At 65.3% G+C, this 19,810-nt stretch carries 22 protein-coding genes; 5 read left to right on the top strand and 17 right to left on the bottom strand.

Annotated features, from left to right (window positions below):
• Positions 1 to 15: 15 nt before the first annotated feature.
• The 13 genes from AB4Y94_RS01765 to AB4Y94_RS01705 form a co-directional block, all read right to left on the bottom strand.
• Positions 16 to 1,257 (bottom strand): NAD(P)/FAD-dependent oxidoreductase, encoded by a 1,242-nt coding sequence (locus AB4Y94_RS01765; protein ID WP_441724159.1) that lies wholly within the window; start codon positions 1,255 to 1,257, stop codon positions 16 to 18.
• A complete protein-coding gene (locus AB4Y94_RS01760) occupies positions 1,254 to 2,489 on the bottom strand; it encodes a cytochrome P450 (RefSeq protein WP_441724158.1) in 1,236 nt (411 codons plus the stop codon). Before AB4Y94_RS01760 ends, AB4Y94_RS01765 begins: the two co-directional genes overlap by 4 nt.
• A 134-nt stretch (positions 2,490 to 2,623) precedes the next feature.
• Positions 2,624 to 3,379: an IclR family transcriptional regulator gene (locus tag AB4Y94_RS01755; protein ID WP_441724157.1), complete on the bottom strand. Its 756-nt coding sequence runs from the start codon at positions 3,377 to 3,379 to the stop codon at positions 2,624 to 2,626.
• 52 nt (positions 3,380 to 3,431) lie between these two features.
• Complete coding sequence (locus AB4Y94_RS01750) at positions 3,432 to 3,962, bottom strand: HtaA domain-containing protein (RefSeq protein ID WP_441724155.1); 531 nt, start codon at positions 3,960 to 3,962, stop codon at positions 3,432 to 3,434.
• Positions 3,963 to 3,969: 7 nt separating this feature from the next.
• Positions 3,970 to 4,926, bottom strand: a complete 957-nt coding sequence (locus AB4Y94_RS01745) for a cyclase family protein (protein ID WP_441724153.1) — start codon at positions 4,924 to 4,926, stop codon at positions 3,970 to 3,972.
• Positions 4,919 to 5,905 carry an SDR family NAD(P)-dependent oxidoreductase gene (locus AB4Y94_RS01740; RefSeq protein ID WP_441724151.1) on the bottom strand — a complete coding sequence of 329 codons (987 nt, stop codon included), beginning with the start codon at positions 5,903 to 5,905 and terminating at the stop codon, positions 4,919 to 4,921. Before AB4Y94_RS01740 ends, AB4Y94_RS01745 begins: the two co-directional genes overlap by 8 nt.
• Complete coding sequence (locus AB4Y94_RS01735) at positions 5,902 to 6,288, bottom strand: hypothetical protein (RefSeq protein ID WP_441724149.1); 387 nt, start codon at positions 6,286 to 6,288, stop codon at positions 5,902 to 5,904. Before AB4Y94_RS01735 ends, AB4Y94_RS01740 begins: the two co-directional genes overlap by 4 nt.
• 2 nt (positions 6,289 to 6,290) lie before the next feature.
• Positions 6,291 to 6,806: a cupin domain-containing protein gene (locus tag AB4Y94_RS01730; RefSeq protein WP_441724147.1), complete on the bottom strand. Its 516-nt coding sequence runs from the start codon at positions 6,804 to 6,806 to the stop codon at positions 6,291 to 6,293.
• 56 nt (positions 6,807 to 6,862) lie between these two features.
• Complete coding sequence (locus AB4Y94_RS01725) at positions 6,863 to 7,579, bottom strand: ABC transporter ATP-binding protein (RefSeq protein WP_441724145.1); 717 nt, start codon at positions 7,577 to 7,579, stop codon at positions 6,863 to 6,865.
• On the bottom strand, positions 7,572 to 8,360 hold the full coding sequence (locus tag AB4Y94_RS01720) for an ABC transporter ATP-binding protein (protein WP_441724143.1): 789 nt from the start codon (positions 8,358 to 8,360) through the stop codon (positions 7,572 to 7,574). Before AB4Y94_RS01720 ends, AB4Y94_RS01725 begins: the two co-directional genes overlap by 8 nt.
• Positions 8,357 to 9,301: a branched-chain amino acid ABC transporter permease gene (locus AB4Y94_RS01715; RefSeq protein WP_441724141.1), complete on the bottom strand. Its 945-nt coding sequence runs from the start codon at positions 9,299 to 9,301 to the stop codon at positions 8,357 to 8,359. The genes AB4Y94_RS01720 and AB4Y94_RS01715 overlap by 4 nt, the downstream gene beginning before the upstream one ends.
• Positions 9,298 to 10,185 carry a branched-chain amino acid ABC transporter permease gene (locus AB4Y94_RS01710; RefSeq protein ID WP_441724139.1) on the bottom strand — a complete coding sequence of 296 codons (888 nt, stop codon included), beginning with the start codon at positions 10,183 to 10,185 and terminating at the stop codon, positions 9,298 to 9,300. Before AB4Y94_RS01710 ends, AB4Y94_RS01715 begins: the two co-directional genes overlap by 4 nt.
• A 99-nt stretch (positions 10,186 to 10,284) precedes the next feature.
• Positions 10,285 to 11,466 (bottom strand): ABC transporter substrate-binding protein, encoded by a 1,182-nt coding sequence (locus AB4Y94_RS01705; RefSeq protein ID WP_441724138.1) that lies wholly within the window; start codon positions 11,464 to 11,466, stop codon positions 10,285 to 10,287.
• Positions 11,467 to 11,984: 518 nt separating this feature from the next.
• On the opposite strand from AB4Y94_RS01705, the gene AB4Y94_RS01700 reads away from it, so the two are divergent.
• Positions 11,985 to 12,323: a hypothetical protein gene (locus tag AB4Y94_RS01700; RefSeq protein ID WP_441724598.1), complete on the top strand. Its 339-nt coding sequence runs from the start codon at positions 11,985 to 11,987 to the stop codon at positions 12,321 to 12,323.
• On the opposite strand, the gene AB4Y94_RS01695 is transcribed toward AB4Y94_RS01700, so the two are convergent.
• Together AB4Y94_RS01695 and AB4Y94_RS01690 are read right to left on the bottom strand one after the other, a co-directional pair.
• Entirely contained in the window at positions 12,243 to 13,169 is a 927-nt protein-coding gene (locus AB4Y94_RS01695; protein ID WP_441724136.1) for an SDR family NAD(P)-dependent oxidoreductase, read from the bottom strand. The two genes, AB4Y94_RS01700 and AB4Y94_RS01695, sit on opposite strands and share 81 nt — an antisense overlap.
• Before the next feature lies 1 nt (position 13,170).
• On the bottom strand, positions 13,171 to 14,790 hold the full coding sequence (locus AB4Y94_RS01690; RefSeq protein ID WP_441724135.1) for a flavin-containing monooxygenase: 1,620 nt from the start codon (positions 14,788 to 14,790) through the stop codon (positions 13,171 to 13,173).
• Positions 14,791 to 14,932: 142 nt separating this feature from the next.
• On the opposite strand from AB4Y94_RS01690, the gene AB4Y94_RS01685 reads away from it, so the two are divergent.
• A complete protein-coding gene (locus tag AB4Y94_RS01685) occupies positions 14,933 to 15,655 on the top strand; it encodes a TetR/AcrR family transcriptional regulator (RefSeq protein WP_441724133.1) in 723 nt (240 codons plus the stop codon).
• Between the two features lie 6 nt (positions 15,656 to 15,661).
• On the opposite strand, the gene AB4Y94_RS01680 is transcribed toward AB4Y94_RS01685, so the two are convergent.
• On the bottom strand, positions 15,662 to 16,861 hold the full coding sequence (locus AB4Y94_RS01680; protein WP_441724131.1) for an alpha-hydroxy acid oxidase: 1,200 nt from the start codon (positions 16,859 to 16,861) through the stop codon (positions 15,662 to 15,664).
• 113 nt (positions 16,862 to 16,974) lie between these two features.
• Between AB4Y94_RS01680 and AB4Y94_RS01675 the strand changes: the two genes are divergently transcribed.
• The 3 genes from AB4Y94_RS01675 to AB4Y94_RS01665 all read left to right on the top strand — a co-directional run bounded on the left by AB4Y94_RS01675 (position 16,975) and on the right by AB4Y94_RS01665 (position 19,263).
• Complete coding sequence (locus AB4Y94_RS01675; protein WP_441724129.1) at positions 16,975 to 17,931, top strand: LacI family DNA-binding transcriptional regulator; 957 nt, start codon at positions 16,975 to 16,977, stop codon at positions 17,929 to 17,931.
• 96 nt (positions 17,932 to 18,027) lie between these two features.
• Complete coding sequence (locus AB4Y94_RS01670) at positions 18,028 to 18,885, top strand: fumarylacetoacetate hydrolase family protein (protein WP_441724127.1); 858 nt, start codon at positions 18,028 to 18,030, stop codon at positions 18,883 to 18,885.
• A 66-nt stretch (positions 18,886 to 18,951) separates the two neighbouring features.
• Positions 18,952 to 19,263 (top strand): ANTAR domain-containing protein, encoded by a 312-nt coding sequence (locus tag AB4Y94_RS01665; RefSeq protein ID WP_441724125.1) that lies wholly within the window; start codon positions 18,952 to 18,954, stop codon positions 19,261 to 19,263.
• A gap of 6 nt (positions 19,264 to 19,269) precedes the next feature.
• Here AB4Y94_RS01665 and AB4Y94_RS01660 read toward each other — a convergent pair whose 3' ends face one another.
• The gene (locus AB4Y94_RS01660; RefSeq protein ID WP_441724123.1) at positions 19,270 to 19,488 is read right to left on the bottom strand and encodes a hypothetical protein; all 219 of its coding nucleotides are present in this window, start codon (positions 19,486 to 19,488) and stop codon (positions 19,270 to 19,272) included.
• Positions 19,489 to 19,810: the final 322 nt, after the last annotated feature.

The following is a 19,810-nucleotide window of genomic DNA, read 5'->3' as shown; positions in this document are numbered from 1 at the left end:
ATGGGAAAGGACGGATCAGTGGGCGACGGTGAGCGCCGCGTCCGCAAGCGGTACGGCGGGGTCTGTCGCCCTCGTTCGGTCGATCGGGACGCGGGCGGCAATGAGCTTCTTGCCCCCGGTGAAGTCGCGCAGCGCGCTGATCGTGTCGATCGCGGCGAGCCTGCCGTCGCGGAGGTACAGCACCGAGGTGCGCGCGTGCTCCGGATCGTGACGGATCAGGATCTCGTCGTCGGGGCTGCGAACCCCGGCGGTCTGCAGCCGGACGTCGTACTGGACCGTCCAGAACCACGGGATCGTGGGCTCGGGCCGTGGGAGGTCCAGCATCGACGCGGCGGCGGCGTCCGCCTGGTCGAGCGCGTTCTGCACGCACTCGAGACGGAGGCTGACGCCCTGCCGCGGACAGGTGAACCGGGTGACATCGCCGATCGCATAGATGAACGGATCCGAGGTGCGGGCGTCGTCATCGACGAGGATGCCATCGCCCACCTCGAGCCCGGCTTGCGCGGCGATCTCCTGGTTCGGGATGATGCCGATCCCCACGAGGATCATGTCGGCGGGATACTCGGTGCCGTTCGCGAGATCGACGACCAGGGCGTCGTCCTCGGCACGGATGCCGGTGACCCCTGCACCGAGATGGATGCGCGTGCCGTGCTCCACGTGGAGGTTGTGGAAGTGCTCCGAGACCGGGGCCGAGGTGACGCGGCTCATGACGCGGTCCATGGCCTCGAGGAGGATGACGTCGCAGTCGTGCTTGCGCGCCGCCGCGGCGACCTCGAGTCCGATGTACCCACCGCCGATGATCACCACGCGGGTGCCCGGCGTCAGACGGCGCGCGATCTCTCGCGCCTCGTCCAGCTCGCGCAGGCTCACCACGCCGGGCAGGTCAGCTCCGGGCACCGGGAGCGCGCGGGCGCGGGCGCCGGTCGCCAGGACCAGTCGTTCGTAGGCGATGCTGCTTCCGTCGGCGAGGCGGACCGTCTGGGATTCCCGGTCGATGCTCTCCACTCGAGTGCTGAGGCGCAGGTCGATGCCCTTGGATTCGTAGAAGTCCGCGCGATGCAGTCGCGGGGTAGCAGCATCGGGATCCTTGAGCAAGTCCTTGGACAGCGGAGGACGCTCGTAGGGGACCTCCGATCCGGCATCCAGCAGGATGGGTGCCGTCTGGACCCCGGCGTGGGTGAGCTTGGCCGCGAGGTGCGTTCCACCGTGGCCGGCACCGATGATGACGATCGGTCGGTTCGAGGTTGCAACGCTCATGTCAGCGAAGTCACCCGTACCATCAGGCGCTTGGGCCCGAGTGAGATCGAGTGTCCCGGCTGGATCTCCAGGGCGTCCGCACCGTCGAACTCGAACTTCTCCACGCGGCGCGAGATCTCCTCGAGCGCGACCCGCAACTGCAGGCGGGCGAGCGGCGCACCTGGGCAGGAGTGCACGCCCGCGCCGAAGCCGAGGTGCTTGCTGTTGTCGCGGTCGATGTCGAACTCGTTGGGCTGATCGAATACCGACTCGTCGCGATTCGCCGCCGCTACAACCAGGCGCACCAGCTCACCCTGGGGAATCGGCACACCGTCGACGACGACTTCCTCCTTGAGATAGCGGGTAGCGCGATGCACGGCTCCCCGCATACGTACGGCTTCCTCGACTGCGAGCGCCGGGGCCTCCGGATCGGTGCGCAGGCGCTCGAGCAGGTCGGGCTCCTCGATCATGAAGCGCACCAGGTGGCCGAGCAGCATCGTGGTCGTGTCGTGGCCTCCGACGAAGAGGAAGCCCGTCATCTGGGCGGCCTCCTCCTTGGTCATCTCGCCGTCTTTCCAGGCCTTGGCGATCACTCCGCCGACCGACTCGCTTCCCTCGGCATACAGAACGTCGAGTCTTTCTGCCACGTAGGCGAGAAACTCCAGAGAGCGCTCCTCCGCGTCCTCGCTGCTGGGCAGCGCGCGGGCCCGCGCCTGCAGAAGGAGCATGTGTTCCGAGTACTCCTTGAGCGTCGGGATGTCTTCCGTTGGCAGACCCGCAACGGACCCGATCGTGATCAGCGTGAGTGGCACAGCGAGCTCCTCGATCAGGTCACCGCCTCCCGCTGCGACGAATCGATCGATGAGCGTGATCGCACGCTCTCGCACGGCATCTTCCACCAGAGCAATCGACTTCGGATTGAATGCACGCGCGTAGAACTGACGGAGGCGGGTGTGATTCGGCGCATCCCACTGGGAGACGAAGGCGTAGGTCGGTTGTGTGTCGGCGGGCTGATTCGCGTATACCTTCGGCGCCCGGAGACCTGCGCGGACTGAGTCGTAGCGCGTCACCATCCACACGTCCGGGCCGACCTCGTTGTGCATCGCGATGACCGGGTAATTGTGACGGAGCCACGCGTACTGGGCGTGCGGCTCGGAGAGCGCACCGTCCTCATCGATGACCGCCATCGGGGCCATGCCCTCGGGCCAGGGCAGCGTCTCCGAGTACGGGATTTCGTTCTCGACCAGTGTCACGTCATCGTCCTTCGATCGAACTCTCCTCGAGTCGCGGTACCGCGGCTCGCGGGAGGCCCTTCAGAAAAAGGGCTCTTATTCATCATGCGAGCTCGTCGACCGGTCTGCGAGCCGACTTTCGGTGAGCGAAAGGACTACTCGTTTGACGCGTTGACCAGAGCCATGTGAATGCGGTGTGCGGCAATGAGAAGCGCCTCCGTCGCCGCTGCCGGCTGCTCGGTGCCACGAGGGTAGATCACGCTGACGCTGGCGATGACATCGCCGCCGGCGCCGAGGATCGGCGTCGCGAGCCCCGTGTACCCCTCGAGTCCCGCTCCGGGGACGTAGGCGATGCGGGAGCGACGGATGCCAGGCAGCAGCTTCCGGAGCTGCACCGGATCGACGATCGTCTCCGCGCTACGTCGCGCGAGCGGGCGGCTGAGGATGAATTCCTGGTACTCGGGCGGCGCGAACGCGAGCATGACCAGGCCAGAAGAACTGTCATGGATAGCCCAGCGCTCGGAGGTGCGCCCGGACGGGACCGGCTCGCCGTACTGCAAGCGCTCGAGGAACAGCACCGAGTAGTTGTCCAGGACCGAGAGATTCACGTGTACGCGCAGCGACTTCAGGAGCCATTCAAGGTGCGGCTGCGCCGCCTCGCGCAGCGAGAGCAGGCCGGATCCCTTCAGTGCGATCTCCCAGAGGCGGTTCCCCAGTTTGATCGTCCGGTTCGGTCCGCGCTCGAGTAGTCCGAGACTGAGCATCTCCGCAACGAGCCGATGCGTGGTCGGCAGGGGGATCCCCGCACGGTTGGCCAAATCGGTGAGTCGCAGAGCACGGGCGCCTCGGTCGAACGAATCGATGATCCGGACCACGCGGCTCATCACGGATTCGCTGTAGAACTCCTCCACTGCACCACCACCTTTGGAATGCGAACCCGCGAATTCGCGTGCGCCTAGTCTGTCAGTCTGTCGCCACGACGCGACTCGCTTCTATACGGACGCTAATCGGATCCATGGCAACGCCCGCGGTGTACACGTCACCGAACAGCGGGACAGCCGTGGCTTCCAGATGCGTGGGCAGCGCGGACCATTCGAGCACCCCACCGCTTCCAGGGGAGAAGGTGGGCGGACTGGCAGTGACCTGGGCGAGCGGCACCCGCTGATCCCCGAACAGAACGGAGATCAGCGATCGCTCGCCGAAGATGATCCACGGATCGACGATCGACAGCGAAAGCATCCCTCCGTGCGCGGTGAAGTCGACCGCGCCAGAAAAGGCGAGCGTGCCACTCAGCGTCATCGGGTCGAAGCCGCTCGCGTCGTCCAGTCCGAAGTAGAACGCCACACCCGCGGGTGTCTTTACCGTCCCGGCACGCCCGCGTATACCGATGACGCCGCCGCTGCCCGTGACATAGCGGATAAAAGAGGAGCGAATTCTCCACACCATGCCGCTCGTCTCGCCTGTCGAGGTCGGTGGATGCTCGTCGTTGCGCATCTCGGCCTCACCGGATCGCGAGCGCGTTGGCGGGGGAACCGATTCCCTTGGGGTTCTGCACCGGCGCGCTCGTCAGCAGGAACTCGTATCGGCCATCCGCTGCACACGCCGCCGCGAGATCTTCGAGCCACCACAGTTCCCCGATGGCCATCCCGAACTGGGCGAGCAGCATTTGGTGCAGGCATCCGAAGGGGAACAGTTCAGGGCTGTGATCCATCGGCCACGACTCGAGGGACGGTGAGTCGCTGACGAAGGCAACAGCGTGCGAGTTCCACGCGTACCTGGCCATCTCCTCCGTGTGCTCGATGCCGCAGGCGCGGAGAACCTGCCGGTCCGCGATGCGTTCGCGCTCGCGCTCATCCAGGGACCCGTACCACTCGAGAAAGCCTGTGCGTAGGAGGACGACATCGCCCGGCGCGAACTCGACTCCCGCGGCCACGCGAGCACGCTCGAGATCCTCGACGGTGAAGCCGTGGGAGGTGCCGGGGTCGTAGGTATCTCCGAGCGTGCGTCGCAGATCGAGCAGGACACCCCTCGTGACGATGCCGCGACTCGCCCACGCTGTGATCGTGTTCCGCTCGCCGGAGAGCACTTGGTCGAGCGTCGCACCGTTGTAGAACTCGTCCTTTCGGAACGCTACGTGCCCGAGCGCGTCCCACTGGCTGGACGCTTGCGGGTTGTACCCGAAGTACGTCTCATCGAGACCCTTGCCGTCGCGCACCTGATCCATCCGCACGCTGAGTCGATCGCGTTCGAACAGTGGCGGATCGATGAAGTCGAGCCGCGCATCGAGTGGGAATACGGACCCCGTCCGCACGAGCCGTGTCGCGTCAGCCGCGATCTCGGGGGTGAGAAGCGCCATCTTCCCGACCGAGACGCCGGCGTCGTCGAACAGACCCCAGGCGCTGCGCCCGCCGCCCTCGACCGCGGGCAGCTCGTCGTAGGACGGCAGCGGCTCACGCATGAGTCGCCGCCTGCGACGGGGTGGACACGAGCCCGAGCTCGCTCAGCCGACCGAAGGTCTCCTCCACCTCGTGGAACATGCTGCGGGGCTCGAAGAGCCGCGAGTCGTCGCTGATCTCCGCAAGGTGCGCCGCGATGTCCTCGGCGCGCACCGCGTCGGGATCCTTCGCGATCCATCCGCTCGTCAGCGAGACGACGAGGCGAGCGTATCGTCCGGCGAGGACCGAGTACGCCTCGCCGCTGACGCTGCAGGCATCGCTCATGAGGTAAGTCACGAGCGGTGCCATCGAATCCGGTGCGCGCCGATCAGTGAGTATGTTCAGCGCCGCACGGGACGCTGCCTGTCGCTCGCTGGGGATCAGCGGGTTGTCCGACGCCATCAGCGACTGGGCATACGGCATCACACAGTTGACGCGGATGCCGTTCGGAGCGCCCTCGGCAGCGATGGACCGGGTCAGACCGAAGATCGAGCTCTTGGCCGCCGAGTAGTTGCTGTTCGCATCGTGGCCGAACATCCCGCTCGAACCGGTATAAACGATTCGTCCATCACCCGCAGCAACCAGGTGCGGCCAGGCTGCGATCGTGGTGTGGAATGCGGCACGCACGTGGACGCCGAGGACTTCGTCAATCTGGTTCGGAGCCATGTCGGCGATTCGGGACGGACGGAGGAATCCCGCGTTGTGGATGAGCCCGTCCAGGCGACCGAACTCGGTCACCGCGGTGTCCACCAGTCGACCCGCGCCCTCGGGATCAGCGACGTCCGACTCGTCCGCCACCGCGGATCCTCCGGCGTTGACGATCTTCAGGACCGCTTTGCCAGCACGGCTCTCGCCGTCCTCATCGCGGCCCATGTCGTTGACGACGACCGCGGCGCCGCGGCGCGCGAGGTCTCGCGCATAGGCCGCGCCAATGCCCCGTCCGGCTCCGGTGATCGCGATCACCTTGCCGGTGAAATCGAAACCGTTCGTGCTGTCGCTCATGCTGAGTCTTCCCTTTCCGAGATCTCGATGCCCTGTCCTTCGGGCAGTTTCCGCGCCCTCACGCCGTTGAGCGTGTAACTCCGGATCTTCGTCAGCGGTCGTCGATAGGCCGAGGTCCAGATGAGGTCGAGCTGAGCCAGCGCGGCCTGGACTTCGCTCGTCGGCGCGGAGAGCCGATAGGTGGTGAGCCACCGGTTCTCGCCCTCAACGTCGCCGTCGAGTGCCCACTGCTCGGCGCTCTCCATGCCCTCAACGGCCATCACCTGCGGAAGGTGGATCCGGTGGTACCAGTCCTCGAACTCGGCCTCGCGACCGGGCTCGCACTCGGTCGAGACCGTCATGATGTGCGTGATCCGTGCCTCGACGCCCTGGTGTCCGGACACGGTCAGGGGTTCTCTCCGAAGGCGCTGTGCATGCCGACCATGACGCCCACGCTGACGTAGGGCTCGTCGAAGGGGTTGCGCCAGCCGTGCGCCACACCGCGCATGACGATGACGTCACCGCCCCTGGCCTCCACCTCGGCGCCGTCGTCCAGCGTCACGATGATGGCGCCACTGATGATGTAGTGATATTCGACCGACGGAGTCGTGTGCATGTCCGCCACCGAACCCGCAGCGATCGTGATCATGAAGAAGCGGGTGCCATCGATGGGCACGGGAACCTCGCGCCAGACGACCGCGCCGTCCTCACGACTGTCGCGGTCGACTTTGGGGCCCTCCTTCCAGAGCATGTTGGAGGCGATGCCCGGGAAGGAGGCGTTCTCGCCCACATTGCCCGGATAGTCGTCGAACGTGACTGCGGCGCGGCCGCCATCGTCGTAGCCGATCACGATGCGGCGGGGTCGGATGAGCGGCCATTCGTCATCGCCTGCCGCGCCGTACCTCGATGGTGACTCGCTCATTCCTTCTCCTTTACTAATACGTGATGTCTGTTTATTAATACGTGATCTCTGTGCCGTCACTCTGCGAGCGCCGTCTCCCCGAGGAACGCGCGCAGGATAGCCTTCTCGGCCTTGGCCTCCTCGACGCTGCCGGAGAAGACGACCTCTCCCGCTGACACGGTGACCACGTCGTCGGCGACGCGCAGCCCTGCGTCTGCGTTCTGCTCCACCATGAGCACGCCGATGCCGCGATCTGCGATCGTGCGCGCGGTCAGGAGCACCCGCTCAACGATCGCGGGCGCCAGGCCCATGGAGGGCTCATCCATGAGCATGTACTTCGGCTCTGACATGAGCGCACGCCCGAACGCCAGCATCTGCTGTTCGCCGCCGCTGAGCAGTCCGGCCGCGCCGGACCGCCGCTCCTGCAGCACGGGGAACATGTCGAACACCTCGCCGAGCAGCCGCGTGCGCGACTTCTTTGGAGTGGTGTAGCCGCCCATGAGCAGGTTCTCCTCGATGGTGAGCTCCGCGAACACCCTCCGGCCCTCAGGAACGAGACTGACGCCCCGAGCGACGATGCGCGCCGTCGGCTTGCGCGTCAGGTCCTCACCGTCCACGATCACGTGTCCCTCGGAGAGGGGGAGCAGACCCATCACGGCCTTGAGGGTCGTGGTCTTTCCGGCGCCATTGGCACCGAGCACGAGGCTGACCCGACCGGGGACGGCCGCCATCGAGACGCCCTGGACGGCTCGGATGCTTCCGTAGCTGACGTGCAGGTCTCGGATCTCAAGCATCGTTCTTCCATCCCTTTCCCATGTAGGCCTCCTGCACCAGTGGATCCTGGACGACTGCAGCGGGAGGCCCCTGAGCGATTAACTTCCCCGAGTTCATGGCATAGAGGTAGTCGCACGTGTCGACCATCATCTGCACGTCATGCTCGACCAGGAGCTGCGTGATGTTCTCGGCCTTGAGTGCGTGCATGAGTTCGCCGATCTCGGCGCGCTCACTCTTGTTCATGCCGGCCGTCGGCTCGTCCAGGAAGAAGATTGAGGGCGAGGTCACGATCGCGCGGGCGATCTCCACGCGACGCTGGACGCCGTAGGAGAGCTCCCCAGGTGTCTGCTTGATGTAGTCCTGCAGACCGGTTCGCTCGATCGCCCGATCGACGAGCTCGACGCGATCCGTTCGGGACATCTTCAGTCCCTCGCGGTCCACGTCGACACCGAGCAGGATGTTGCGACGCACGGTGATGTCCGGCAGAAGGCGCACGGTCTGGAACGTCCGCGCCATGCCCCACCGGGCGAGCCGGTACCCCGGCGCCTTGTGGTACTCGCGGCCGCGGAAGAAGAGCTCGCCCGAGGTGAGCGGCACCAGCCGTGTGATCCCGGCCAGAATCGTGCTCTTGCCCGAGCCATTCGGGCCGAGCAGGCCGTAGATCTTGTTCTCTTCGATCTCGAGTGTGACGCCTTCCACGGCTTTGACTCCGCCGAAGTGGATGGCGACGTTGCGGGCTTCGAGGAGCAGATCCCGTCGCGTCTCGGCGACGAGCTCGGTCTCGGGGGCGAGGTCGGTCATAACGCCTTCTCCTCTGTTAGCTGGTTCTTCCAGTCGTCGAGCCCCGGGCCGGGGTCGGTCGGCGCGCCGTCCTTTTGGCGCTGTCGGCGTCGCGTGAGCGACTGACGGATCGAGAGGATGATGCGATCGCCGACGCCCAGAAGTCCGCCCGGCACGAAGATCGCCGCGAGCACGACGAGCAGACCGAAGACGATGTGCTGGAAGTCGTCGATGGCCTCCAGGTAGTGCGGAAGCCAGGTCACGAGTATCGAACCGATTGCGGCGCCGATCCACGATTTGTAGCCGCCGATGATGATGACGGTGAGCGCGGTGACGGTGAGCGTGAACCCGACGTTGGTCGGAGAGACCGTAGTCCGGAGAAGCACGATAAGGCCCCCGGAGATCGCACCGAAGATGGCGCTCACGATGAAGGCGATCAGGCGGTAGCGGTTGACGTTCATGCCCATCGAGAGTGCTAGCTCGGGATCCTCGCGGACGGCTTCGATCGTCCTGCCGAGCTTGCCGCGCTCGGTCAAGATCAGCGCCAGGATGGCGATGGCGGTGAAGACCACGAGATCGGGTGTGTCGACAGTGCTGATCACCCCGAACAGGCCGGTGCCGCCGCCGGTGAATTCGCCTCCGTTGTAGGCGATCGTCTGGACGATGAGCGCAAGCGAGATCGTGGCCATGGCCAGATAGAGACCCTTGAGCTTGCGCACGATCAGTGCAAGGACGATGCTGACCGCGACAGACAGCACCACGCCCAACAGAAGCCCGAGGTAGGGCGGCAGGTCGGTGTGTAGCACCACGTTAGCGGACGTGTAGGCGCCGATCGCGTAGCACGCGATCCCGGCGAAGGAGAAGACGCCGAGCCTCATCGGGAACTGGATGCTGAGTGACATCAGGAACGTCAGCATCGTTCCCTGGATCAGAATGAGATTGGCTGCATACCACTGAGTCATGTGCGGCGCACCTCCTTTCGGCCGAGGATTCCTTGGGGTCGGAGCAGGAGCACGAGGAACAGCAGCCCGAACGCGACGGCGTCGACCCAGGTGCCCGATGAGAAGGTGACGACGATGGTCTCGGCGGCCGCTAGGAAGAACGCGCCGATGATGGTGCCGGCCATGCTGCCGACGCCACCGAGGACAATGATCGCGAAGGCCTTCAGCAGCAGCGTCCCGCCGCTGTCTGCGGTGATCGCGCCGAAGCTGAAGGTCAGCAGCGTGCCGCTGATACCGGCAAGGGCGCCCGAGACCGCGGTCGCCGCGATGCCGAGGCGCGCCTCGTTCACGCCCATCAGCGCGGCGACCTCCGAGTCGACGCCGATCGAGCGGAGCGCGAGTCCGTTCCTGGCGTAGCGCACCCAGAGCACGACGGCGAGACCGAGTACGACCCCCGTGCCGATGATGATCAGCTGGATGTTCGAGACGCGCAGGCCGAGCACGGTAAAGGACTCGACCGCGAAGGTGCTGTTAGCGAAACCGAACGGGTTGCTCTGAGTGAACACCTGGGCGACCGCCAGGGGGATGCTCGCCAGGCCGATGCCGGCGATTAGGATCTGCCGTTCAGCGGTGTCCTTGTCTCTCGCTCTTCGAAGAATGGGCCGGAACACCAGCAGATAGGCGAGGACGGACAGGATCGCTCCGGAGAACACGCTCACGAGGAGCAGGACCGGAAGCGAGAGCGGTAGCGATTGGAGTAGCGCGTAGTTCATGAAGGCCGAGAACATAAAGATCGAGCCGTGCGCAAAGTTCAGGATGCCGAGCGTCCCCCAGGTGAGGGACATGCCTAGCGCGAAGAGCATGTAGATGAATCCGAGGGAAACGGCGTTCAGGATCTCCTGCATGGAGATACCCCCTGTCGTTGTGGTGGTGCGAAACGGAGGAGAACCTGAGATCGCGCGCGGTGCGGGCTAGTCGCCGCACCGCACGCGATCCCGGTCGTGCTACTTGACGAGCCCGAGGGTCGTGCCGGTCCACTGGACGAGGACGCCGTCCGACCGGGCGTCATGACCGTTTAGCACGAACGCCAGCTTGCCCTGAGCGCCCGTGAATCCCTCGTTGCCGATGGCCTCGAGACCCTGCTTGATGGAGTCGCGACTGGCGCACCCGTTGTCGGCCATCGCCTTGCCCAGCCATTTCAGGCTGTCGTAGCCCTCGGCCGCGTAGCTCGACGGAACCGCACCGTCGAACTTCTTCGCGAACGCCGCCGCGAACGTTTGCACCGCGGGATCCTGGATTGACGCGTCGAAGTTCGTGGAGACCACGTAACCCGTCGCAGCCGGACCAACCGCCTTGAGCCCGACGACCCCGTTGGGGTAGGTAACGACGTTCCCCTTGAAGCCGGCCTGCTGGAGCTGTTGCACCGCTGACGCGGTCTGCGTGCCGTTGACCAGCATCGCGACCGCATCGGGATTGGTGGACAGAAGCTTGGAGATCGGACCGGAGAAGTCTTGCGTGGTCGCGGTTACGCCGACCGGCTCGCTCGTCTGGAATCCGTTCTTGGAGGCCGTGTCCTGTATGACCTTCGTGCCGAGCTGGGTGAGCGTCGGGTTGTCGGACTGGTAGATGATGCCGACGGTCTTCGCCCCCTTGGACTTGAGGTACGGGCCGACATTGGGGAAGTAGGTCGGCAGCGGCGGCGTGGCACGGAAGTTCCACTGGTCGTCCGCGACTCCGTCGGTGCCGGCCTGGGTGTAGATGATCGGGATCTTGCCCTTGTTGGCGATCGGGTTGACCGCGAGACCCTGGTCGCTCAGCACCGGGCCGAGGATCGCGGCGACGTCCGGGTCCGCGATCGCCGCGCTGACCTGACTGGCCGCGTTCTGGGCCACGCCGGCCGGGTCCTTCAGATCGATCGTGATCTTCGATCCATCGAGGTCACTGGACGCGTTCAGTTCGTCCTGCGCCAGCTGGATGCCTTTCCAGGCCTCCTGGCCGGTGAATGCCGCGCCACCGGTCTGGTCCTTGATCGCGACGAGCTTGATCTCGCTGGGCAACGTGCACGACGAGTCGGATGTGGACGACGTGCTTCCGACGCTACTGCTCGCGGCGCAGCCCCCGAGCGCGAGGGCAACAACAGCCGAAACCGCCACGAATCCTGCAGCGTGAAACATCTTTGTTTTCACTTGGTCTCCATTGTGAGTTTGGTGCGTAGGTTGATCCGGGACGCGTAGTGCGCACGATATCGTGCGCATTCTGGAGGCGTCCCGATCGCTGTCTGTCTTGCGGAGCCAGCGGGAGCTGGTTCCGCACTCATCTTGCGAGGTCTCCAATCAGTAGGCGATCCCAATTTCGGTGAGTGAAAGTTCCGCGCGCTGCAGCGATCCGCATCCGCCAGGAATGCGTCGTCCAGTGGTCACACACGAGATCCGCGGCACGGTCAGGCCCGCGCAGTTCGCAGACGGCGGCGGAATCCAACCCGGTGTTTAGCCCGGGGGGCACGACGTGCGCCATTTCACTCCTTAGTGTTCACGGACGCGCTTCGCAGCGCGAATCATCAACCAAACGACTGGTGGTCATTCCTAAACTGACCTGGACCGCGTCGGCCTGTATGTTGGTGGCAACAAACGGTTGGTAGTTTAGCGTATCCTCGCACCCTGTCCGACGATTTCAACGAAGAAGCTGGCCCTCTTTCTCCGAGGAGCTGCTCGGCCGCTACCCTCACGCAGTCGACTCGGGCGCTCGAGGACGTGACCGACCTGTTCTGGGCGGACGATGTGTTCAAGACGGCCGGTGGATGCGGCGCGTCAACGGTCGCGAGGCGATCGCGGACTTCCTGCGACGCTCCCATGCGACCCAGAAGAACGGCTTCGCGCTCCGTCACAATATCTCGAGCATCTCGGTGACGAAGATCGACGACTCGCACGCCGAGGCGCGCAGCTACTTCCTCTCCCTGGAACAACTAGTCGCCCCAGACCGCCAGCGTCCGCGCTCGATGCGCCTCCAGCGTGGTCTCCACGGTCAGGCGGGTGAGATCGCTTAGGTCGTGGACGTGGCTCGCGATGCCCTCGAGGTCCAAATCCCGTTTCGAGTAGCCGAGCGCGGCCGCCATGACAATGGGTCCGACGTGTCCGCGTCCGGTGGAGAACATCCGCCCGGTGAACGGACTGTCGGGATGGACCAGCCACGCGGCCATGGGGGCAGCGTTCTCGGGCGAGAGCCAAGGGTCCGTGTCTCCCTTGCCCGTCCTGCCGTCCTGTGCGGTCCCCTGCATGCGGGTCTCGGCCCCGGGCATCACCGCGTTCACGCGGATGCCCAGGGGCTCGCCGACCACGGACAGGCTCCGCATCAGACCGTAGACCGAGGCTTTGGCGATGTTGTACGCGATCGTGAAGGTCGAGCCGAACATCCCCGCCGAGGTGGTGAAGACCACCGCGCCGCCCGTCTCGCTCAGCGCGGGCCACGCGGCCCGGGTGACGGCGAGCGAGCCGAAGAGGTGGACGTTGAGCTGGCGCTGGATGTCCTCGGGGGTCAGCGTCTCGAACGTCTGCGTCGTGATGATGCCAGCGTTGTTGATGACGCCGTCCAGTCGACCGAAGCGCTCCAGCGCGGTGGACACGATGCCGTCCGGGCCCTCCGCCGAGGTGATGTCGGCCCCGTTCGGGACGGCGATGCCTCCCTGCGCGGTGATCTCGGCCACCGCGTCCTGGATGGTCGACAGATCCTGACCGCCGCCCTCCATCCGGCCGCCTAGGTCGTTCATCACCACGGAGGCGCCACGGCTGGCGAGCAACTGCGCGTAGGCGAATCCCAGTCCGCGTGCCGCGCCGGTGACGACGTAGACCTTCCCGTCGAATCGCACGGGCGTCTGATCCTCGAGTGCAGTCATGTCAGCGGCTCCCTGCCTGCTCGAGCTCGGGATAACCCTGGTCGGCGATCTCCCGCAGACGGTCGCGGTAGTCGGGCTGCGGACCGACGTACAAAAGGTACGCGCGCTTCTTCCCCGGGACGTTGGAACCCCACGCCCAGTTCTCGGCGTCGCGCAGCAACGGGATGCTCATCACCATCTCGTTGCAGTAGTCGACCCAGGCCTGCACGGCGTCGTCGCCCACCTCGAACCGGTCGATGCCGTGCTCCTTCATGTACTCGATGCACTGGGAGATCCATTCGGCGACGAAGGTGGTGCAGCGCGGCTGGTTCCCGTTCGGGCCCTGTGGTCCGCCCAGCAGAAGCATATTGGGGAAGCCGTGGCTGAACACGCCCATGAACGTCTTGGGCCCGTCCGCCCACGCCTCGGCGAGGGCCTGACCGTTCACGCCCTCGATGCCGATCTTCATGAACGACCCGGTAATGGCGTCGAAACCCGTCGCCACGATGAGGACGTCGACGGGGATGATCCGCTCCGAAGTCTGGATTCCCTCGGGGGTGATGCGGACGATCGGCTCTTCGGGCAGGCTCACCAGCTCCACGTTGTCACGGTTAAAAGCCTCGTAGTACCCCGTCTCTAGGGGCGGCCGCTTCGTCGCGAAGTGGTGGATGGGCGTGAGCTTGCGCGCCGTCTCAGAGTCCTTCACGCGCTCGCGGATCTTCGTCGCGAGGAAGCGGGTCGCCTCCTCGTTCGCAGCGGGGTCCGTCAGCAAGTCCTGGTAGTTGCGTTGGTAGAAGGTCATCCCGGGAGAGCTGTACAGGTCGGCGTAGTGGGCCTCGCGCTCCTCGGCTGACACATCGAAGGTGTTCACGGGCAGCCCGCTCCAGAGGAAGCACGAGCGAGTGGACTGAGATGTCTCGTAGTGATCCGTGTACTTCTCCTTCACTTCGCGGACCCGCTCGGGAGTGTGGGCGTAGTTGCCCAGCGGGACCGCCCAGTTCGGAGTGCGCTGCAGCACGGTGAGGTGCCCCACCTCCGGAGCGATCGACTGCACGACCTGGATGCCGGTGGAACCGACGCCCACCACGGCCACCCGCTTGCCGCGGAGGTCGATCCCCTCGCGCGGCCAGTTGACGGTGTGCACGACCGTGCCCTCGAAGTCGGACAGACCCTCCCACGGCGGCACGTAGGGAACCGCCAGGATCCCGGTCACCGGGACCACGAACCTGGCGCGGAACCGTCGTCCGTCGGCGGTTTCCAGGTCCCAGACCGAGTCGTCCTCGTTCCAGCGGCACGCGATCACCCGGGCTCCGAAGACGATGCTCCTGCGGAGGTCGAGGCGATCCGCCGCGAAATTGAAGTAGCGTTCGAGCGTCGGCTGGTCGGCGTACTCCTCGGGCCAGTCCCACTCCTCGATGAGTTCGCGCGAGAACGCGTACGTGTAGAGGTAGGCCTCGGAATCGAGGCGCGCACCGGGGTACCGGTTCCAGGACCAGGTCCCGCCGACGCTGTCTCCCGCCTCGAGCGTGAGAACGTCGAGCCCAGCGCTGCGAAGTCGGTGCAGCTGCAGGAGGCCGTTCACTCCCGCGCCGATCACGATCACGTCGTGGATGTGCTGGTCGTCTGTAAATTGGTCGTCCATACCTATCACCTTTGGTCTGTATGCATCGGCGGGCGCCAGATAAGGCACGCGCCTGCCGTCAATCGAGTCGATTATCGTCTCCAAACGAACGATTGGTCAATTGAGATCCTAGATGTTGGAGCCGGGGTGCAACAATGTACGGATGATGAGTAAGGCGACGGATCGGTCGCAGGGACCTGCGTCTCGACCACTGATCAAGCAGTTGCGTGATGGAGACGACGGAGCGCAGTGGCGCGGGCGTGAGCGCGCTGAGCAAATCCTCGACGTCGCGACGACGCTCTTTCACACGAATGGCTTCAACGCGACGTCGATGGACGAGATCTCCCAGTCCGTCGGCATTCTGAAGGGGAGCCTCTACCACTACATCGACAGTAAGGACGATCTGCTCTACGTGGTCTGCTCGCAGGTGGGTCGCGCTGCGGACAAGATGTCGGACGACGCAGTCGCGCGCCTGGATCTGTCTCCTCTGGATCGCTTGCTGCACTACCTGGGTTCGCAGGTCCGGTACAACGCGCTGCACGCCGTCAAGATCGCGGTCTACCACCACGAGTGGCGTCGGCTGTCGGGCGAGTACCTCGACGAGATGAAGCGTCTGCGCCACGCGAACACGGTGAAGGTGAGGGGGCTCCTCGTCGAAGCGACCGAGCTGGGCGAACTCGCGCCCGCGCTCAACGTGGACCTCACCGTGCGACACGTGTTGGGTATCGCCACGTACACGTACACCTGGTACCAGCCGGGCGGACCGATCACGACTGACGAACTGGTGGACTACGCGGTGCGGCTCGTACGCCGAGCGCTCTCTGCCGAGCCCGAAGGGGACATGGTGGTTCCGGGGAGCGATTCCGAGCCGCTCGCTGTCGAGTAGCACCGCTCAGGGACCCTTCCGGACCCGATCGGCAGTGAGGTCGCTGATCCTCGGGGCGCCGACCAGGGCCATGGTTCGCTCCAGCTCGGTACGCAGGATCGCCAAGGCGCGCGCAACACCCGCTTCCCCTCCGGCCATCAGCCCGTAGAGGTAGGGGCGCCCGATCAGGACGAAGTCGGCTCCCAAGCCCAGCGCCGCAGCGATGTCTCCGCCGCTTCGAATACCCGAGTCGAGCATGATCGTCACTGTGCCGCGGTATCGCTCGGCGATGCGGGGCAGCAGATCCAACGGCAGGGGCGTCCGGTCGAGCTGCCGGCCGCCGTGGCTGGAGAGCACGACACCGTCTGCGCCAAAGTCCACGGCCCGTGCGACGTCGTCCACCGTCTGTAGCCCTTTGACGATGAGGGGTCCGGTCCAGAACTCGCGAACCCAAGCCAGGTCCTCGAACGTCATCGAGGGATCGTAGAGCGCGGACACCAGGTCACTGAGGCCGCCGGATGTGCCCCCCTCGAAGGTGAAGGAGTAAGGCTCGGTGGTGAGGAAGTCGATCCACCAGCGCGGACGGTATGACGCGTCGAGGAACGTCTTCAAGGTCAGCTCGGGCGGGATCGTCATGCCGTACCGGAGGTCGCGCAGCCGGTTGCCCGCCACCGGGACGTCGACCGTGATGACGAGTGCTTCGTAGTCGTTGTCGCGCGCCTCGGTGAGCAGTCGCTGGGTCAACTCCCTGTCGCGCAGCGGGTACAACTGGAACCATTTTCGCCCGCGCGGCACGGCCTCGGTCAGAGCGCGGATGGATGTGGTCCCCACAGTCGACAGCGCGTAGGGGATGTCCGCGGCCGCCGCCGCGGACGCGACCGCGGTCTCACCCGCAGAGTGCATCATTCGGGTGAATCCGGTCGGCGCCAAGCCGAACGGCAGAGCCGAAGGACGACCGAAGAGCTCAGTGCGCATGTCGATCTCGCTCACATCGCTCATCACGCGAGGATTGAACTCAATCTTGCGAAAAGACTGAAGCACCCGTCGCGCGGTGATCTCCTGATCGGCGGCACCGTCCGCGTAATGGAAAGGCCCGGAAGGCGTGCTCCGGCGCGCGATGCGTCGCAGATCATCGATGGTGTGCGCGCGCGCAAGGGGGTTGAGGGTCGGTCGCTGCAGTCGCAGGAGCGGCCTGAGATCGGCTGGTCGCGGAATTCGTCTCTTCATGCGTTCCGACTCCTTCATTTTGATGACTCGTGTCAGCAGTTAACGCCAATCCCGCCGGAAGTGCAATGCTGGGTGTGCAATCGCCGGAGAAACGGGTGTGAGGAGGTGCGTCGATGGACCGACCGCCCACGAGCGCCGACGTCGCACGCGTGGCCGGCGTGTCGCGCACCACGGTCAGCAACGTCCTCAACAACACGCCCGACGCGCGCATCGGCGAGGCGACCCGTCGCAGGGTGATCGCCGCAGCCAAGCAGCTCGGCCACGTGCCCCACGCCAGCGCCAGGACCCTGCGGTCGGGACGCAGCAGGGTGATCCTCGCCCTCATGCCCGACTGGGACATGGGCCCCACCTTCGCCTCGGGTCTCGAGGCACTCAACCGGGTGTTCGCCGACCGCGGCTACGTGCTCGTAGTGCACTCGCGCTCCGAGGCGTCCCGGCCCCTCGCCGAACTGTGGAGAGAGTTCCGGCCGGCCATGGTGATGTCCTTCTGTGCGCTGGGCAGAGCGGACACCGCGTTGCTGGCGCGCAGCGGCATCCCGTTTCTACAGGACACGATGAATGAGTTCCTGTCCGGGATCACTCGGATGCAGGCGGAGTTCCTCGTGTCCCTCGGAAATCGTCGGTTGTGTTTCCTCTCACCCGCACAATTTGTGCCGGAGGAGATCCGGTCCGCGCGCGCGAGCGCGCTCGTGAAGTACTGCGCCGAGAACGGCCTGCCTGTCCCGGTCGTGCTCGAACTGGCGTACGCCGCTGCCGCCGTCGACGCCCTTCTCGACTCACCGGAATTCGCCCATGGCGCTGTCGGAGTGGCCGCGCACACCGACGAACTCGCTGCCTTCCTACATCGCGCCGCTCTCGACGCAGGCATCGCCTTCGACGTCGTCGGGGTGGGCAACAGACCCATCGCGGAGCTGGGGCTGACGACCGTCGCGTTCGACTTCGATCGTGTGGCGCGCTTCTGGGCGCGCCCAGTGCTGGCCCGGTTGGGCGGCGAACAAATCCCGGTCGAGGACGGTTTCCCCGGCTGGATCGTCGAGCGGGGCTCGACCACGCCTCGATCGCGCGACTAATGGATCGCAGCGCGGTCGCGAGCGTGGTCGCTGGACAAGATGACACGTGTCAGCTTAGGATCGTATCTGCTGTACACGAGCGTCAGGAGGAAGTCAGTGAAACTCATGCGAATCGGTTCATTCGGTACCGAGAGGCCTGTCGTGCGCGTGGACGACGATCGGTACGTGGACGTCAGCGATATCGTGGCGGACTTCGACGAGGCTTTTTTCGGTGCGGGGATCGACCGTCTCGAATCCGTGGTGGCGGATCGGATCGCCGCCGGTGCGGTGACGGCCTTCGCAGGGGAGCGCATAGGGGCGCCGATCGCGAGGCCGCACCAGATCCTTTGCATCGGCCTCAACTATCGCGACCACGCCGAGGAGGCCGGCCTCGCCGTGCCCACTGAGCCCATTGTGTTCACCAAGTCGCCGAACACCATGGTCGGGCCGAACGACGACGTGCGCACGCCGCGGGGTGCGACGCAGCTCGACTGGGAGGCGGAGCTCGGGCTGGTCATCGGTCGCCGATGCCAGTACCTGGAGTCCGTCGAGGAGGCGCGCGAGGCGATCGCGGGCTTCGTCGTCGTCAACGACGTCAGCGAGCGCACGTTCCAGTTCGAACGGGGCGGCCAGTGGAGCAAGGGGAAGTCGGCCGAGACCTTCAATCCCACCGGTCCGTGGCTGGTCACGCCGGACGAGATCGCGGACGTCGGAGACCTCGGCATCCGCCTGAGTGTCAACGGTCGGGAGCGGCAGAACGGCTCGACGTCGACGATGATTTTCGACCCGTACACGATTGTGCATCACCTGAGCCAGTTCTTCGTGCTCGAGCCGGGGGATCTGATCAGCACCGGCACGCCCGCGGGCGTGGGCATGGGATTCACGCCGCCGGTCTGGCTCTCGGAGGGCGACATCGTTGATCTGAGCATTGACGGTCTTGGCGACCAGCGACAGCGCATCGTCCGACCCCGCTAGCTTCACGCGCTGGCGGCGGCGCGAGGGTCATCGTGACGGGCGTTCCGTGGACGCGGTGTCGGCGGGATGAACCTCTTCTTCGAAACACCCGGATCATTGGAGGACAGTACCGTCTCTCTCATAGAGGCGATGGCGCAGATGGCGACCATCAGTGTTGTGCAGCACCAGATGGTGCAGTCACATCGCATCGAACAGGCAAAAGGAATCCTGGCTCATCGCAACGGATCATCGGTCAACGATGCGTTGATCGTCCTCCGCAAATGCGCCCGCAGCAACAGCCGTCGACTTCACGACGTCGCCGAACAAGTCGTCCGCGACCGAAAAGTATCTGACCGGTCGCAGGCCGCCTTTCGCTTGCCCGCGAAAGCATCAGTGTGAAATCAACTACGCGCCTACGGGCGGTGCCGCATTGTCGATGAGGTATTCCAAAAACAATTGCCAATCATCTGTAGCGGGCTCGTCGTCGTAGGTGTTCTCCTCGCCCGCCAGATCGAGAGTATATTGGGGGCCGGCATCTCCGTCGCGGCGAACGGCGATGACTACTCCAAGGTCTAGTAGTTCGAAGGGGGCGCGATGGCCATCACATTGATTGACATCGACCAAGACCTACTCAAGCAAGCTAAACAGTTGGCTGTGACGACATCGAATCGCGAGACCGTTGGCCTGGCCCTCGGGACCCGATCGCGGTTCGACGGCAGCCCTCGGCTGTTGAGCGCATAATCGGTCGCCGCTTCGAGCCCAGCCAGATTGATGCTCCCACCATCGCTCCGACTCCTGGTCACGTAGCCCCGTGACGGTCGTCGCCTGAATCGCCCGTCGACGCGAGCTGCCCACGACCGGGCTGCTCCGCTGTCCGGGTGGACGCGAAACGATCGAGCGAACCGCTTCTGGCGCGCGCCCATGCGTCTGAGAACGGCGGCGGCCG

Origin of the sequence: Glaciibacter sp. 2TAF33 (assembly GCF_052114945.1) — a bacterium.
In the GTDB taxonomy this organism is placed as follows: domain Bacteria; phylum Actinomycetota; class Actinomycetes; order Actinomycetales; family Microbacteriaceae; genus Cryobacterium.
This window is presented reverse-complemented; position numbering and strand designations above follow the sequence as displayed.